The following is a 16549-nucleotide window of genomic DNA, read 5'->3' as shown; positions in this document are numbered from 1 at the left end:
ATATTTTTCCACAGCCTCCAGCATATTCTTCGAAATCCTCCGGAATATTCTCTATTTCACAGTGTGGGATTTGTATTTCACACTGTGAAATATGTATCCCACACTGTGGTTTTTGTATCCCACAGTGTGAAACAGAGAATTTGTCAGGAAATTTCATCTTTTATACAAGGGAATTTAGAAAAATTCCTTCTCCACTTCAGACTTTTACTCCTGTCCGAAAACGGCTGCACGATTTCAAGCAAGCGGCAAAAAATGGACAAAGGGATTTTTTTTGTAACTTTGCGGCAAATTGAAAAAATGCATACAATGGAACTGAAAGAACACTTCGCTGGCAGAATTTTTAGTCTGATATCAGAAACGGCCGATGAGCTGGGACTGGAATGCTATGTTGTAGGTGGATATGTAAGAGATATTTTCCTGAACAGACCTTCCAAGGACATAGATGTAGTGGTGGTAGGAAGCGGAATTGAAATGGCTCAGGCTTTCGGCAAGAAGCTGGGACGAGGTGCGCATGTATCTGTTTTCAAGAACTTCGGTACAGCACAAGTCAAGTTCAAGGATACGGAAGTGGAGTTTGTGGGTGCACGCAAGGAGTCGTATAGCCACGACAGCCGCAAACCAATAGTAGAAGACGGCACGCTGGAAGATGACCAGAACCGCAGAGACTTCACCATCAATGCCATGGCTGTCTGCTTGAACAAAGCGCGTTTCGGAGAACTGGTGGACCCCTTCGGCGGGCTGGACGACCTGAAGGAACGTACCATCCGTACTCCGCTTGATCCGGACATCACGTTCAGCGACGACCCGCTGCGCATGATGCGCTGCATACGGTTTGCTACGCAATTGAATTTCTATATAGACGATGAAACGTTCGAAGCATTGGAGCGCAACAAGGAACGCATCAAGATTATCTCACGCGAACGCATCGCCGACGAACTGAACAAGATTTTGCTGTCACCTGTCCCTTCCAAGGGTTTTATCGATCTGGACCGCTGCGGACTGCTGGAACTGATTTTTCCGGAACTGGTGGCACTGCAGGGAGTGGAAGTACGCAACGGACGCGGTCACAAAGACAATTTCTACCACACGCTTGAAGTGGTGGATAATATTTCACGCGTAAGCAACGACTTGTGGCTACGCTGGGCTACCCTGCTACACGATATTGGCAAACCGAGAACCAAACGCTGGGAACCTAAGGCAGGATGGACCTTCCATAACCACAATTTCATCGGTGAGAAAATGATTCCGGAAATCTTCCGAAAGATGAAGCTTCCAATGAACGAGAAAATGAAGTACGTACAGAAACTCGTCGGTCTGCACATGCGTCCGATTGTGATTGCTGATGAAGAAGTGACCGACTCGGCCGTACGCCGTCTGCTCTTCGAAGCCGGTGATGATATCGACGACCTGATGATGCTTTGCGAAGCAGATATTACTTCCAAAAACGAAGCCCGCAAGCAACGCTTTCTGGATAACTTCAAACTGGTGCGCCAGAAGCTGAAAGATTTGGAAGAAAAAGACCGCATCCGGAACTTCCAGCCGCCTGTGGACGGAGCCGAAATCATGCAGGTATTCAACTTGCAACCTTGCCGTGAAATCGGAAGCCTGAAAAGTTCTATCAAAGATGCGATTCTGGATGGTGCCATCCCGAACGAGCACGACGCAGCCTTTGAATATATGCTGAAAAAGGCGGAGCAAATGGGCCTGAAACCTGTAAACCTGCCTGAAAAAAAATAAGCTAACCCAACCTCTTTCGAAGCCTCTGTCACCCCTGATCTACAGAAGCTTCGAAAGATTTTTCCGATATAGCTATTCGCTTGTCGACAAACTAGAAAAATATTTCAAAATTTCCAATATCTGAGAGCTATTACAAATTAGAGTTACCCAATTAAACCTCCTACAATACCATACAAGGAGGATTTCGTTCATAAAAGTTCTCCCAATTTAGAAACATCCGAAAAATCTCATTTTTTATTTTTCTCCCAAATCTCTATCTTTGTCCTGCTTTTCAAAAGGTAACCTAACCGTTTCAAAAGGGAATGCCGTGGAAATCGGCAACAGTACCTGCTGCTGTGATTCTTGCGTAAACCTGGACATGCATTGCAAGCCACTGTGAATCGAATTCATGGGAAGGCGTCTGTGGGGAAAGATCAGTCAGAAGACCTGCCCGGAAAAGCTCAACTATAATTTATGTTTTACCTCATTTAATTGAAAGAAATGAATTTGACAGAAATCCGCATCATCAAGCGCGACGGAAAGCAGGAAAACTTTTCAGCCGCTAAAATCACCAACGCCATCGGAAAGGCTTTCGAAGCAACCGGTATTCCTCAGCAGAAAGAGGAACTGGATCTGATTACCCGGCAGGTGGTGTCACACTTCTCACAGCCTACCATGGGTGTGGAAGAAATTCAGGACCTTGTGGAAAACGAATTAATGAAGGTACAGCCGGAAGTGGCCAAGAAATACATCATCTACCGTCAGTGGAGAAATACGGAAAGAGACCGGAAGACGCACATCAAGCATATCATGGACGGCATTGTGGCCATCGACAAGAATGATGTAAACCTGAGCAATGCCAACATGTCAAGTCATACGCCGGCCGGACAGATGATGACTTTCGCTTCAGAAATCACCAAGGACTATACTTACAAATATCTTCTTCCGAAAAAATATGCAGAAGCGCATCAGATGGGCGACATACACATCCACGACCTGGATTATTACCCCACAAAAACGACTACCTGCATTCAGTATGACTTAGATGATTTGTTCGAACGCGGATTTCATACCAAGAACGGAAGCATCCGTACGCCGCAGTCCATCCAAAGCTATGCCACACTGGCTACCATCATTTTCCAGACAAACCAGAATGAACAGCACGGAGGACAGGCCATTCCGGCCTTCGACTTCTTCATGGCAAAAGGAGTACTGAAAAGTTTCCAGAAAATCATGGCTACTCATTTAGGATTGCTACTCGACATCAAAGGACACGCTACTGATGAAAAAGAAATCCTGAAAGGAATACGCAGCTACTTCCACAGCATCGCTCCTAACGAAGAAACTGAAAAGGCTTACCTGGACTCTTTGCAAGCGGCAGGTATCAACCTGACAGCAGACGAATTGAAATATGTGCTCCGCAAAACGCTGGCACAAACCCGCAAAGATACACATCAGGCCATGGAGGGCTTTATCCATAACTTGAACACCATGCATTCCAGAGGAGGTAATCAGGTGGTATTCAGCTCCATCAATTATGGTACGGACACCTCAGCAGAAGGAAGAATGGTGATTCAGGAATTATTGAAAGCTACCATCGAAGGCTTGGGAAATCATGGAGAAGTTCCAGTCTTCCCTATCCAGATTTTTAAAGTGAAAGACGGAGTGAGCTATTCTGAAGCCGATTATCAACTGGCCATGAAGGATTTTGAAGCAGCTCTCTCAGGAGAAGTGAAGTTTGAATGCCCGAACTTCGACCTCTTCCTGCAGGCATGCCGTACGACGGCCAAAGCACTGTTCCCGAACTTTATGTTCCTGGATACTCCGTTCAACAAACACGAGAAATGGAGTGCTGACGACCCGAAACGTTACCGTTATGAACTGGCGACCATGGGATGCCGTACACGCGTATTCGAGAACCTCAACGGAGAAAAGACTTCATTGGGAAGAGGTAACCTTTCATTCACGACCATGAACCTGCCTCGTCTGGCCATCGAAGCGCACCGGAAAGCAGAAAGTCTGACTAACGAGACTCCGGAAGGCAAGCTCCAGAAAGCAAAGGAATTTTTCCTCCAGTCGGTACACTCCATGGCTGAATTCATCGCAGAGCAGTTGTATACCCGTTACCAGTACCAGCGTACCGCTCTTGCGCGTCAGTTCCCGTTCATGATGGGCAATAATGTATGGAAAGGTGGAGGTGCCCTTCATCCCAACGAAGAAGTAGGAGATGTGTTGAAACAGGGTACTTTAGGTATCGGCTTTATAGGAGGACACAATGCCATGATGGCATTATACGGCCAAGGACATGGACATAACCAGCAGGCGTGGAACACGCTTTACGAGGCTATTGAAGAGATGAACAAAGTGGCCGAAGACTACAAAAAGAAATACGGATTGAATTATTCGGTACTGGCAACTCCCGCCGAAGGATTGTCCGGTAGATTTACCCGTATGGACAAACGCAAATATGGAATCATTGAAGGAGTAAACGACCGTGATTACTATGTCAACTCATTCCATGTGGACGTGAAAGAACCGATTACTATTGTCGAGAAAATCAAATGTGAAGCTCCTTTCCATGCACTGACACGTGGCGGACACATCACCTACGTAGAACTGGATGGAGAAGCGCAGAAAAACGTAAAGGCCATTGCGAAGATTGTAAAGGTGATGCACGACGAACAGATTGGATACGGTTCTATCAACCACCCGGTAGATACTTGTCACGATTGTGGCTACAAGGGAGTCATCTACAGCCGTTGTCCGGTATGCAACAGCGAGAATATCCTGCGCATGCGCCGTATCACCGGTTACCTGACAGGCGACCTTAGCAGCTGGAACTCTGCCAAGAGAGCGGAAGAGCACGACCGTGTAAAGCATGCATAAGCCGAAAGGAAACATACATGTTACATTATTTATATACATATCCTGAAACAATTGTCGACGGTGAGGGCATCCGGTATTCCATCTATCTGGCTGGATGTGCCCATCGTTGCAAGGGATGTCACAATCCGGAATCATGGAATCCGAAGGCCGGCAAACCTCTCACGCAGGAAGTCTTGGAACAAATCATTCAGGAAATCAATGCCAATCCTCTGCTGGACGGAGTTACCTTTTCAGGCGGTGACCCTTTTTACAATCCGGAAGAATTTCTGCCTGTTCTGAAAGAAGTCAGCCAGCGAACAGGCATGAATATCTGGTGTTATACAGGATATACATACGAACAACTGAAAGAGGACCCTATCCGCCAGAAACTACTCCCCTACATAGACGTACTCGTGGACGGTCCTTTCATCGAATCGCTCTACTCTCCTTTTCTGGACTTTTGCGGGAGCAGTAACCAGCGAATCCTTAAACTGAAATAGCCGAACATTGATTCGTTAGCATATCCCTCGATTTTAGTTAATAAATTCGTAACTAAAATCGAGGGATATATTTTATACCCGTTTCCCGTTTCGTTACATTGTTATCGCACACGACGAAAAACGTTGTCGCGCACGACCTCCGTTTCCGTACACAAAGACTTAAAATAGCCCTTTTCTTGATTTATATCATGAAAACAACTATTTATTAAAAAAACATCTTGCAAGTTCTTGCTATCAATCAAAAAAGAATTACCTTTGCAATGTGGTTGTGAAACCAATAGGTAAAAAGAGAAAAACATTTAGGTATTAGAATACATAAGGTAAAAAAGTAATTATTTATTTCAAGGTATTAGCTAGACTATTTAAGGTATTAGGATTAAGGTATTTAGATTAGATTTAAGTTAAGGTATTAGATTTTAAAGGTAAAAGTTTTCAGGAATTAGGTTTGAGAAGGTATTAGGAATATCTTCAGGTAAAAAGAAAGACGAAAGTAAGGATAACAGAAAACACAAAAATTATGTAGATGAAAAGAACCCTTAAATGGGGGTTCTTTAGGAAGGCAGCGGAGGTTCAGCGAACTCTCGCTTTTTTTATGCCCGTACGTGAACTTATGAATCGTTTGTAACTGCCTAGATACAATAACGGCGGAACAGCCTACGCCATCCCACCGTTATCAATATGTAAGGTTATCTTATCGCTGAGGAATATCTACTGACGATTCTTTCTTTCCCTTCAAATGTTCTGAGAAGAAATCAACCATTCTCCAATAGAAATATTCATCCATATCGCCGAAACCATGACGTTGTCCCGGCAGTATCAGCATATCAAAACGCTTGTTGGCGCGAATCAGTGCATTGACCACGCGAATGGTATTTCCCGGATGTACATTATTGTCTATATCTCCATGTACCAACATCAAATGCCCTTTCAACTGCTTTACAATCTCTGGATTGGTAGCAATCTTATAGGCAAAAGTAGTGTCTCCCTTTTCTGAAATTTCTTCTTTTACCCCATGATGCGTTTCGCTCCACCAACGGTTGTAGATACGGTTATCATGATTACCTGCACAAGAAACTGCAGCCTTGTAGAAATCAGGATACTGACAGATTGCTGCTGTTGACATAAAGCCACCTCCCGAGTGCCCGTGGATTCCCACACGCGTAATATCGATAAAGGAATAACGGTCGGCCAGTTGCTCTACTGCTGCCTTATGGTCGGCCAACGGGTAATCCCGCATATTTCCATATCCGTAATTATGGTACCATTTGGAGCGGCTGGGATGCCCACCTCGCTGTCCTACCGTAATCACGATAAATCCGGCTTGTGCCAGACGGTCTGTCCGGACACTCATGCGCCGGAACGGATAATCCACTGCCTCTACCTGAGGCCCCGGATATACATAATCAATGATGGGGTATACCTTGGTAGAATCAAAATCAAAAGGTTTGTACATCACTCCATACAAATCAGTCACTCCATCGGCTGCTTTCACCTTGAAAGGTTCCGGAAATTTGTAACCGGCTGCTTTCAGAGAAGAAAAATCACTTTCCTGTATGGTCATCACCTTTTTCCCGTTATTGTCCAGCAGGTCGGCACAAGGAACGGTATTGGCACGTGAATAGTTATCGACAAAGAAACGGGCATCGTCATCCAGTTCTACATCATGGAAGAATTCACCATGCGTAAGCTGTTTCAATCCGCTTCCATCCACATTTACCTTATAGAAATGTTCGTAATATGGATTTTCACCTGCCTCCCGTCCATTGGCCACAAAATAGACTGTCCGTGCAGCCTCATCTACTTTTACCACACGCTCCACATGCCAGGGACCTTCTGTGATACGATTTTTCAAGTTTCCTTTATCATCATATAAGTAAAGGTGTGCCCAGCCGTCACGTTCGCTCCATTGGATAAACTCTTTTCCTCCCTTCAATACATGAATAGGACGTGTTTCCTGGTAGGTATTCATTCTTTCCTTTACTATAGGCACAATGGAATCAGCCCCCAATGTATAAGTACATACATCAATACGATGTAGGTCACGACTGCTGCGTGTCAGGAAGAAACGGTTGTTATCCCCTTGCCAGATTCTTGGAACCAGCTCCATATCGCGCTGTTTCTGTTCAAAGGGTTTACCTTCCAAGTCAATCGACTGATTTTTCCACGCCGCTGTCTTGATTTCTTTCCGTGTACCTGCCTGCACATCGAACAAATACAGATGATATTCCGGCATACCTGTCTCTCCCGGCATCTCATACTTATAAGTCTCCAGAGTAGGACGTGGCTCTGCAATAGAGTTAATCACCCACAACGGTTTCACATTCCGCTGGTCCGCAATAATCGTAGCAAAATATTTGGAATCGGGCGACCAGTATCCCCATACTCCACGACGTTTTCCATTACACAGTGTATCTGTATTCAGGGTACTATACGGAATGCCATACCCGAAATCCGGTGTACCATCCGTTGTCAAACGAACTTCTACAATCGTACTGTCTTTCTCATCCTTACGAGCCTTCTGATAATCGGCGATACTCATATAGTACAAGTCACAATCCTTGGCATAAATCACCCGCTGTCCATCAGGCGAAACAGAGGCCCAGCTTGGTCTGTCCAGTTCCTTCTTTTTGTCTTTCAGATGTGTCAACTTACGAGACGGATAGTCGTACGAGAAATAAAACGTGGAATCAGTCTTTGAAACCACCTTAAATGTAAAGGTACGTCCGTCTTCTCCAGCCTTCAGGTCTGCAATAGGTAACTGACGTGCTTCAAAAGGGTCCTGTACAATCTCGGTGAGCTGTGAAGCCATCCGTTCACGGTCAAACAACAATTCTTTACGCTTAGCTGAGGGATTCACCACATACCAGAACTTTCCTTCACTGGTTTTATACTCAAACCAGAAATTGTTTCCCTGTTGAAACCAGTGCGGGTCCACAGTAGTAGAAAACAACATTTTGTCCAGCTTACTCTTGGTAAACTTTTCGGCCTGTAAGTAGCCTGGCAGACGTCCTTCCGCCTGCTGGGCAGAAACAGCCGTCAATCCGAAACCGCCACACAGCACTACAGCCAATAGGATTTTTTTCATCATATTTTCTTTTTATTTATCGATTAAACAAAAAAGACACAAGGAGACAAAGCCGGCAAGCCAGCTTTGTACTTCCTTGTGTCCATTTATACCATTCTTCTATAAATTCATCAGAACAAGAACCTCAGTACATCATTGAAGTTTGCCCAGATAAGCAGACCAAACAGCAGGAACATACCTACCATCTGCGCATATTCCAGGAACTTGTCACTTGGTTTCCGACGGGCTATAATCTCATAAAGCAAGAACAACACATGTCCTCCGTCGAGTGCCGGTATAGGCAAGATATTCATGAAGGCCAGAATGATAGACAAGAATGCGGTCATCTCCCAAAAACGCTGCCAATCCCAGACTTTCGGGAAGATACTTCCAATAGTAGCAAATCCGCCCACACTCTTGGCTCCTTCCTTGGTAAACACATATTTCATGTCATTGACATAGCCTTTCAATGTATTGACGCCCAATGCTACCCCTGCCGGGAAAGATTCAAAGAAGCCATAGCTCAACGTGCGTTGCTTATAGTCCACCAGTCCACCTATCACAGCAACCTTAAATTTATCATCCGTCTGCACATCTACGGTATCACGCACTCCTGCACGTGAGTAAACCAGCGTAAAGGCGGCCGAAGTCTTCTTTTCCAACTCAGCCTTTGCCTTCAGCTCAGCCATGTTGTCCAGAAATTCATTCCATGAAGTCATTTCTTTGCCATTAAAGGCAATCAAAGAGTCTCCTTTCTGAATACCCACTTTCGCGAATCCACCACCCGGAAGTACAGAATCAACCACATTCGGATAGAACACATCCACAAACATAGGGTCTTCTTTTGCCACATCCAGCAAGCTTAACTCAGGCAGCAAAATCTTTTTCTCTTCTCCCTGACGCAAGACAGTCACCTCACGAGCTTCTACGATGCTACGAATCATATCCATATTGAAGCGAGTCAGTTCCTTGCCGTCGGCACTCTTCAGAATATCGCCGTCGCGGAAACCGATTTCCTGCGCATGTTCATTGAACTTCATACCCATTGTCATGTCGCTCAAGGCCGTGTAATGGTCTCCCCATGTAAAGAGAATCATGGAATAGATGAACAGAGCCAGCAGGAAATTCATCAATACTCCTCCCACCATTACCAGCAGACGCTGCCAGGCCGGTTTGGAACGGAATTCCCACGGCTGAGCCGGCTGTTTCATCTGCTCGGTATCCATTGACTCATCAATCATTCCCGAAATCTTGCAGTATCCTCCTAACGGCAACCAACCCACTCCGTATTCCGTATCACTGTTCTTGGGTTTATATTTGAACAGCGAAAACCAAGGGTCGAAAAATATATAAAACTTTTCTACGCGAATCTTAAACAGACGGGCGAAGAAAAAATGTCCTCCTTCGTGAATGATGACCAGCAGCGACAAGCTGAGAATCAACTGAAGGGCACGAATCAAAAATGTTTCCATTTCTATTTTACTTCTTACTTTTTTATAATTAGACTTTGTTTATTTCATTCCATTAATCACCAGTTCTGCTGCAATACGACGGGTTTCCGCATCGGTCGATACATAATCTCCGTAGGTAGGTGTTTTTATAAAAGGAACCTTCGCCATAGATTTTTCAATCACCTCACTCATACCTAAGAAAGAAATCTGGTCTTTCAAGAACGCAGCCACCACGACTTCATTCGCCGCATTGACAATACAAGGCATATTTCCTCCCTGATGCAGGGCTTCGTAGGCCAAAGCCAAGTTACGGAAGCGTGTCGTATCCGGCTTTTCGAACGTTAAGGTGTTGTACTTGGCAAAATCCAGCCGCTCACCCGAAAGCGATTCCCGTTTCGGATAAGAAAAGGCATACTGAATAGGCAGACGCATATCGGGTACGCCCAACTGAGCCTTTACTGCCCCATCTTCGAATTCCACCATAGAGTGAATGACCGACTGCGGATGCACCACCACTTCAATCTGTTCCGGAGTAACTCCAAACAACCATTTGGCTTCCATCACCTCAAACCCTTTGTTCATCATGGAAGCAGAATCGATGGTAATCTTCGCTCCCATTGACCAGTTGGGATGTTTCAATGCCTGCTCCTTGGTCACCGTTTGAAGCTGTTCCATGGTAAAGGTACGGAAAGGACCTCCCGATGCAGTTAAAATTACTTTATGCACAGGATTGTTCATTTCCAGACACTGGAAAATAGCTGAATGTTCAGAATCTACCGGTAAAATCGGCGTCTGATACTGGCTGGCCAGTGCAGTAATCAGTTCACCAGCTACCACTAACGTCTCTTTATTAGCCAATGCAATGGTTTTTCGAGCTTTTATGGCATTGATGGTCGGCTTCAGACCGGCATAACCCACCATCGCGGTCAGCACAATGTCAATAGGCTGTGCCTCTACCACCTGACACAAAGCTTCAGCCCCGGCATACACCTTAATCGGCAAATCAGCCAATGCTTCCTTCAAAGTTCCATATTTATCCTCGTTGGCGATAACCACCACTTCCGGTTGGAACTTACGAGCCTGTTCGGCCAACAAATCCACTTTATTGTTCGCCGTAAGGGCATATACCTCATACAAATCAGGATGCTCCTCTATTACCTGAAGAGCCTGAGTACCGATTGATCCGGTAGAACCTAATATGGCAATCTGTTTCTTCATAAGCTTTAAAATACAACATATTTCGCCGGGTCAATCGGGGTGCCATCATGCCACAGTTCAAAATGCACATGCGACACATGCTTGCCCTCGTCCGATGTTCCGGCCAATGCGATTACTTCTCCCCCTTTCACCTGGTCACCTTCTTTTTTCCGGGAAGGACCACAATGCTTATATACGGATATAAAATTCTGTTCATGCTGAATCTGAATGAGTACCCCGCTGTCGGCAGTCTGCACCACCAGCATCACTGTACCGTCCAGAGCAGCCAGTACACTCTCATCGACAGAGGCTGCCATATCCACTCCATAATGATGACGCGAAGGCGCAAAGTCCTTCACCACCATTCCACGAGTGGGACGGAAGAACAACAAATCAGGTAATGCATGGTCATCTGTTCCTGCCACTGCTGCAGCCCGCTCCCGTTCTTCGTACTTCCGGCGAAAATCATCTTCCTCCTTCGAACGGTTCATCAGCTCCTCCGTACGGATGGTAGTCAGCGAGTCAATCGACTGTACCGTATCCACATCCACTTTCCCGCTGAAAATATCCTGAATGTTCATGATATAGCGGTTCTGGCGTTCCAGTGCCTCAACCAACGAGTCGGCTTTCAGTGCATTAGTCACCACCTGCGAACGAACCTCACTGTTCATATATCCCGGCAAGTAGTTCCGCAAGGGAGTAAACACAATAATGATGGCAGCCAAAAGAAAGATTACCGTACAAGCAGCCAGCAACACCGAAAACCCGTTCAGTTTCGACACATGAATGCCAATTACCTCTTCCAGTGTATTCTCATTTATGACGGTCAGCTTATACTTAAACTTAATGTTCCGCCAGAATGCTTTACGACCTTTCTTTTTCATACCTAATCTGGTTTTTAATCCAACAATCCCTCAGGAATATCCACCGTCAACACCTTCTGTGCCTTGTCAATATCCAGTATAAACTCTTCATGAGCCGGAAGCAATAGTTCTTCTCCCTCCTTCTCAATGACAAACAGCACATTCATCGTCGCATCATCCACATCCACCACTTCACCCAAGTCGCCATGATGCACATCGTGCACCTTGAATCCGACAAAGAAATTCCAGGAAGTGATTTCATCCTGTTCTTCCATATACTTCTTCGGGAAATACACTTCCACATTGGTAAAACTACGTGCTTTTTCGGCCGTGTCTATCCCTTCGAATTTCACCAGCGCCGCATTGTCGGAGCGGAAGCGATATTCCTCTATAAAAAACGGAACCAGAATCCCGTCGAGCAACAGAATCAGGTAGTCGCAGTCCACCCGGTCGAAGATATCGTCGGTAAACGTAAACGACACCTCACCCTTCACTCCGTGGGGTTTGTTGATGATTCCTATTTTAAATACTTCTTCTTTTCTAATCATACTTATTCAATACGCGTGATACGTGCACCGAGCGCAGTCAATCGCTGTTCGATATGCTGATATCCTCGGTCAATCTGCTCAATGTTATGGATACGACTGTTTCCTTCTGCTCCCAGTGCTGCAATCAGCAAGGCAATACCGGCACGAATATCCGGCGACGTCATGTTGCCGCCCCGCAGACAGAAATTGCGGTCATGACCGATTACCACCGCACGGTGAGGGTCGCATAAGATAATCTGTGCCCCCATGTCAATCAATTTGTCCACAAAGAACAGACGGCTTTCAAACATCTTCTGATGAATCAGCACACTGCCCTTGGCCTGAGTAGCCACAACGAGCATCACACTTAGCAAGTCAGGAGTCAGCCCCGGCCACGGTGCATCGGCAATGGTCATAATGGAGCCGTCAATAAACGACTCTATCTGATAATGCTCCTGTGCAGGCACAAATATATCGTCACCGCGCTGTTCCAAACGGATACCCAAACGACGGAAACTGTCGGGAATGATTCCCAAGTTTTCATAAGACACATCCTTGATAGTAATTTCACTTCCCGTCATGGCAGCCATTCCGATAAAACTGCCGACCTCAATCATATCCGGAAGTACCCGATGCGAACAGCCTTTCAAGCTAGATACACCTTCGATGGTAAGCAAGTTCGATGCGATACCCGAAATCTTAGCTCCCATGCGATTCAGCATCCGGCACAACTGCTGCAAATAAGGTTCACAGGCTGCATTATAAATCGTGGTCACTCCTTCGGCCAGTACAGCTGCCATCACAATATTGGCCGTACCGGTCACAGAAGCCTCATCCAGCAACATATAAGCACCTTTCAGCTTCTCGGCATTGATGCAAAAACGACCATTCACGGCATCATATTCAAACGAAGCACCCAGTTTCTGAATACCCAGGAAGTGCGTATCCAGACGGCGACGTCCGATTTTATCACCACCCGGTTTCGAAATCATTGCCTTTCCGAAGCGAGCTACCAAAGGGCCTACCAGCATTACCGAGCCACGCAATTTAGAGCAACGGCTCAAGAAGTCATCACTCTCCAGGTAAGCCAGGTTCAGATTATCAGCCTGAAAAGTATACGCATCACTTCCCGACTTAGAAACCTTCACCCCCATGTCGCGAAGCAACTGTATCAGGTTGTTCACATCCAGAATGTTCGGAATGTTTTCAATAGTCACTTCCTCATCTGTCAGCAATGTGGCACAAAGTACCTGTAATACTTCGTTTTTAGCACCCTGAGGCACAATCTCGCCATGCAGTTTGTGTCCTCCTTCGATTACAAATGAAGCCATAGTATCCGATTTTGATTAATATTTCTTTTTCTGCTGATTGTTATTGTTCATCTGACGGCGACGCGGACCGAACGAACGCTGTTCCACCAGCTTCAAGTCATCCGTCGTCAGCTTGATACGTCCTTCTGACAGCTCGCACAAATCCTCCAAGATTTTCTGGTCTTCCACCCCGTCCTTGTTGAAGTTGATGTAATCCTTCTTCATGTGATTGGCGATATATTTTATCAGCTGTTTTTTCTCGTCACCTTCCGGATAGTCTACTGCAATCTTAATCAGGTCCTGAATGAACCGTCCGTAATGACGGAAACGAATGACGTTCGGAGAATAGGGAATTCTGTCCGGTTTCACTTCCAAACTTTCCTTCTTCACAATTTCCACCGGATAGTCAATATCCAGTTTGAAGTCGGACATAATGGCCAGATGATCCCACAACTTATGGCGGAAATCCTCCATGTCGCGCAATTGCGGGAACATGCCTCCCATTATGTTTACAATCGTATTGGCACACCGCTGACGCTCTTCACGGTCTTCGATGGTCAATGCATGGTCTACCATGTTCTGCACACTTCGTCCATACTCCGGAAGTGGCAATTTTCGTTGCTGGGTATTATATTCCATATAAAATTCTGTTATTCTACAAATCAAATCTTTTTACGCCTCTCCGGCTATACGCCCTTACAGCAGTTTCTTCGGAGTAGAAGCCACGAATTCTTTCAGATAAAACGGCTCGAAATAGGCCACATCCTTGAAATCTTCCACTGCCATGGCTTTCTCGGCCAGCGGGAACATCCATTTGGCTACCGGATGAATATTCTCAATGAAGTGTGCGTTGGGATGCGAAAGTTTTTCCTTGCATTTGGCTGCTCCGTTACCAAAGAAATACACCGGATGTTTCTCCAAATATTCGGCATACGAATTTTCGTCAATAATATCTGCTCCGATGGCACGCTGCACCTTCAAAGCGCGGTCATACACGGCCGCATATACTTCCATACGGCGGGCATCAATCATCGGACAAAGCAAAGCATCTTCCGGCAGGTCGTGCGCAAGCAGTACCGGCACACACATCACCTCCAGTGTAGGCAATCCTATCAGCGGAATGTTCCGTCCGTAACAGATACCTTTCGCCATCGACACACCGATACGCAGCCCCGTATACGAACCAGGACCACAGCTCACTGCCACCGCATCCAACGGAATGGCATGGTTATCAATGAACGACAAAGCTTCATCCACAAATACCCCTAACACAGTAGCATGCGAAGGGCCGTTAAAATCTTCTTTTGAGAAAATGGAAGCTCCATCCTGGCTTACAGCCACAGAACAAACTTCCGTAGATGTTTCAATATGTAAAATGCATGACATAATTAAACTCGATACAATTATTATAGTCTGCAAATATACACTTTTCTTCTCACTATCTCATGAAAAAAGAAGCAGAAAGTTTGCCGAAACTCTGTTCCATCCGTCAGAGTCAAAGGTATTTCGCACGTTTTTTTAACAGCCGCTTATTCTTTATTTAGATTTTTCCTACCTTTGTATCCAAATTATCAAAAAACAGAAGGAGTTATGATACAGTCAATGACCGGATACGGAAAAGCAGTCACTGTGTTCGGAGACAAAAAAATCAACGTGGAAATCAAATCGTTGAACAGCAAAGCAATGGACTTATCCACACGCATCGCTCCATTGTATCGTGAAAAAGAAATGGAAATCCGCAACCTGATTGCCCAGACACTGGAACGCGGGAAAGTGGACTTCTCTATATGGGTAGAAAAAGATGCTGCCGAATCGGCTACTCCCATCAATACAGCCTTGGTAGAAAACTATTACAACCAGATAAAAACCATTTCTGAAACTTGCCATATTCCGTTGCCGGAAGACTGGTTCGCCACTTTGTTGCGTATGCCCGACGTACTGACCCGTGTAGACGTACAGGAACTATCGGACGAAGAATGGGCTGCAGCCAAACAAACCATCGAAACTGCACTGCAACATCTAGTTGACTTCCGCAAGCAGGAAGGTGCAGCTCTCGAAAAGAAGTTTACAGAAAAAATCGACAACATCGAACGGTTGATGAAATCCATCGAGCCTTACGAGAAGGAACGTGTGGCCAAGATACGGGAACGCATTACCGATGCACTGGAAAAAACGCTGAGCATTGACTATGACAAAAACCGTCTGGAGCAGGAATTAATTTATTACATCGAAAAGCTGGACATCAACGAAGAGAAGCAGCGTCTGGCCAACCACCTGAAATATTTCCGCGAAACCATGGCGGGCGGACACGGACAAGGCAAGAAGCTGGGATTCATCGCTCAGGAAATGGGACGTGAAATCAATACCACCGGCAGCAAGTCGAACCATGCCGAAATGCAGAACATCGTGGTGCAGATGAAAGACGAACTGGAACAGATTAAGGAACAAGTGTTGAACGTAATGTAAAAAAGAATATGGCAGGCAAACTTATTATTTTTTCAGCCCCCTCCGGCTCTGGTAAATCCACCATTATCAATTACTTGCTGACACAGAATCTGAACCTAGCCTTCTCTATCTCTGCTACCAGCCGCGCGCCCCGTGGCACAGAGCAGAACGGAGTGGAATACTTCTTCCTGACACCAGAGGAATTCAAGCAGCGTATCGCCAACGATGAGTTTCTGGAATACGAAGAAGTGTACAAGGACCGTTTCTATGGCACACTGAAAGCACAGGTAGAAAAACAGCTGGCAGCCGGACAGAATGTAATTTTCGATGTCGACGTAGTAGGCGGATGCAATATCAAGAAATTCTACGGCGACCGCGCACTGTCTGTATTTATCCAGCCGCCTTCACTCGAAGAGCTCCGCAAGCGACTGACCGGTCGTGGGACCGACGCACCCGAAGTAATCGAAAGCCGCCTGGCAAAAGCTACCTTCGAGCTGAGCTATGCCGAAAAATTCGATGTAGTGATTGTCAACGACAATCTGGAAAAGGCTCAAGAAGAAGCCTTGAAGACCATTCGTGATTTTATTCAACAATAAATTTGCTGATATGCC

13 protein-coding genes and 1 riboswitch are annotated in these 16549 nt (G+C 45.7%); of the genes, 5 read left to right on the top strand and 8 right to left on the bottom strand.

What is annotated here, in order from left to right:
* The first annotated feature begins 306 nt into the window (after positions 1-306).
* The 3 genes from BACPLE_RS17655 to nrdG all read left to right on the top strand — a co-directional run bounded on the left by BACPLE_RS17655 (position 307) and on the right by nrdG (position 5081).
* Positions 307-1737, top strand: coding sequence for a CCA tRNA nucleotidyltransferase (locus tag BACPLE_RS17655; RefSeq protein WP_022054638.1), 1431 nt, complete (start codon positions 307-309; stop codon positions 1735-1737).
* A 257-nt stretch (positions 1738-1994) separates the two neighbouring features.
* Positions 1995-2185, top strand: a riboswitch (cobalamin riboswitch).
* Positions 2186-2217: 32 nt separating this feature from the next.
* Entirely contained in the window at positions 2218-4602 is a 2385-nt protein-coding gene (locus tag BACPLE_RS17650) for an anaerobic ribonucleoside triphosphate reductase (RefSeq protein ID WP_007564459.1), read from the top strand.
* A gap of 17 nt (positions 4603-4619) precedes the next feature.
* Positions 4620-5081, top strand: coding sequence for an anaerobic ribonucleoside-triphosphate reductase activating protein (gene nrdG / locus BACPLE_RS17645; RefSeq protein ID WP_007564458.1), 462 nt, complete (start codon positions 4620-4622; stop codon positions 5079-5081).
* Between the two features lie 691 nt (positions 5082-5772).
* Here nrdG and BACPLE_RS17640 read toward each other — a convergent pair.
* The 8 genes from BACPLE_RS17640 to tsaB form a co-directional block, all read right to left on the bottom strand.
* Complete coding sequence (locus BACPLE_RS17640; protein ID WP_040313437.1) at positions 5773-8166, bottom strand: S9 family peptidase; 2394 nt, start codon at positions 8164-8166, stop codon at positions 5773-5775.
* Between the two features lie 110 nt (positions 8167-8276).
* Positions 8277-9617 carry an RIP metalloprotease RseP gene (gene rseP / locus BACPLE_RS17635; RefSeq protein WP_007564455.1) on the bottom strand — a complete coding sequence of 447 codons (1341 nt, stop codon included), beginning with the start codon at positions 9615-9617 and terminating at the stop codon, positions 8277-8279.
* Between the two features lie 39 nt (positions 9618-9656).
* Complete coding sequence (locus BACPLE_RS17630) at positions 9657-10814, bottom strand: 1-deoxy-D-xylulose-5-phosphate reductoisomerase (protein WP_007564454.1); 1158 nt, start codon at positions 10812-10814, stop codon at positions 9657-9659.
* Positions 10815-10819: 5 nt separating this feature from the next.
* Positions 10820-11677, bottom strand: coding sequence for a M23 family metallopeptidase (locus tag BACPLE_RS17625; protein ID WP_007564453.1), 858 nt, complete (start codon positions 11675-11677; stop codon positions 10820-10822).
* A gap of 14 nt (positions 11678-11691) precedes the next feature.
* Complete coding sequence (gene rimM, locus BACPLE_RS17620; protein WP_007564451.1) at positions 11692-12204, bottom strand: ribosome maturation factor RimM; 513 nt, start codon at positions 12202-12204, stop codon at positions 11692-11694.
* Between the two features lie 2 nt (positions 12205-12206).
* Positions 12207-13514 carry a UDP-N-acetylglucosamine 1-carboxyvinyltransferase gene (murA, locus tag BACPLE_RS17615; protein ID WP_007564449.1) on the bottom strand — a complete coding sequence of 436 codons (1308 nt, stop codon included), beginning with the start codon at positions 13512-13514 and terminating at the stop codon, positions 12207-12209.
* A 15-nt stretch (positions 13515-13529) separates the two neighbouring features.
* Positions 13530-14132 carry a DUF4290 domain-containing protein gene (locus BACPLE_RS17610; RefSeq protein WP_007564447.1) on the bottom strand — a complete coding sequence of 201 codons (603 nt, stop codon included), beginning with the start codon at positions 14130-14132 and terminating at the stop codon, positions 13530-13532.
* Positions 14133-14189: 57 nt separating this feature from the next.
* Positions 14190-14879 carry a tRNA (adenosine(37)-N6)-threonylcarbamoyltransferase complex dimerization subunit type 1 TsaB gene (tsaB, locus tag BACPLE_RS17605; protein ID WP_022054629.1) on the bottom strand — a complete coding sequence of 230 codons (690 nt, stop codon included), beginning with the start codon at positions 14877-14879 and terminating at the stop codon, positions 14190-14192.
* Positions 14880-15083: 204 nt separating this feature from the next.
* Here tsaB and BACPLE_RS17600 point away from each other — a divergent pair, with 204 nt between their 5' ends.
* A complete protein-coding gene (locus BACPLE_RS17600; RefSeq protein ID WP_007564443.1) occupies positions 15084-15959 on the top strand; it encodes a YicC/YloC family endoribonuclease in 876 nt (291 codons plus the stop codon).
* An 8-nt stretch (positions 15960-15967) separates the two neighbouring features.
* Entirely contained in the window at positions 15968-16534 is a 567-nt protein-coding gene (gmk, locus tag BACPLE_RS17595; RefSeq protein WP_007564441.1) for a guanylate kinase, read from the top strand.
* The last annotated feature ends 15 nt before the right edge of the window (positions 16535-16549 follow it).

This window comes from Phocaeicola plebeius DSM 17135 (genome assembly GCF_000187895.1).
GTDB classification, from domain to species: Bacteria; Bacteroidota; Bacteroidia; order Bacteroidales; family Bacteroidaceae; genus Phocaeicola; species Phocaeicola plebeius.
This window is presented reverse-complemented; position numbering and strand designations above follow the sequence as displayed.

Bases quoted from the DNA above. Each gene is read 5' to 3' on its own strand.
- BACPLE_RS17600 (WP_007564443.1), top strand. From the start codon at position 15,084: ATGATACAGTCAATGACCGGATACGGAAAAGCAGTCACTGTGTTCGGA.
- tsaB (WP_022054629.1), bottom strand. From the start codon at position 14,879: ATGTCATGCATTTTACATATTGAAACATCTACGGAAGTTTGTTCTGTG.
- gmk (WP_007564441.1), top strand. From the start codon at position 15,968: ATGGCAGGCAAACTTATTATTTTTTCAGCCCCCTCCGGCTCTGGTAAA.
- murA (WP_007564449.1), bottom strand. From the start codon at position 13,514: ATGGCTTCATTTGTAATCGAAGGAGGACACAAACTGCATGGCGAGATT.
- nrdG (WP_007564458.1), top strand. From the start codon at position 4,620: ATGTTACATTATTTATATACATATCCTGAAACAATTGTCGACGGTGAG.
- rimM (WP_007564451.1), bottom strand. From the start codon at position 12,204: ATGATTAGAAAAGAAGAAGTATTTAAAATAGGAATCATCAACAAACCC.
- BACPLE_RS17625 (WP_007564453.1), bottom strand. From the start codon at position 11,677: ATGAAAAAGAAAGGTCGTAAAGCATTCTGGCGGAACATTAAGTTTAAG.
- BACPLE_RS17630 (WP_007564454.1), bottom strand. From the start codon at position 10,814: ATGAAGAAACAGATTGCCATATTAGGTTCTACCGGATCAATCGGTACT.
- BACPLE_RS17650 (WP_007564459.1), top strand. From the start codon at position 2,218: ATGAATTTGACAGAAATCCGCATCATCAAGCGCGACGGAAAGCAGGAA.
- BACPLE_RS17655 (WP_022054638.1), top strand. From the start codon at position 307: ATGGAACTGAAAGAACACTTCGCTGGCAGAATTTTTAGTCTGATATCA.
- BACPLE_RS17610 (WP_007564447.1), bottom strand. From the start codon at position 14,132: ATGGAATATAATACCCAGCAACGAAAATTGCCACTTCCGGAGTATGGA.
- rseP (WP_007564455.1), bottom strand. From the start codon at position 9,617: ATGGAAACATTTTTGATTCGTGCCCTTCAGTTGATTCTCAGCTTGTCG.
- BACPLE_RS17640 (WP_040313437.1), bottom strand. From the start codon at position 8,166: ATGAAAAAAATCCTATTGGCTGTAGTGCTGTGTGGCGGTTTCGGATTG.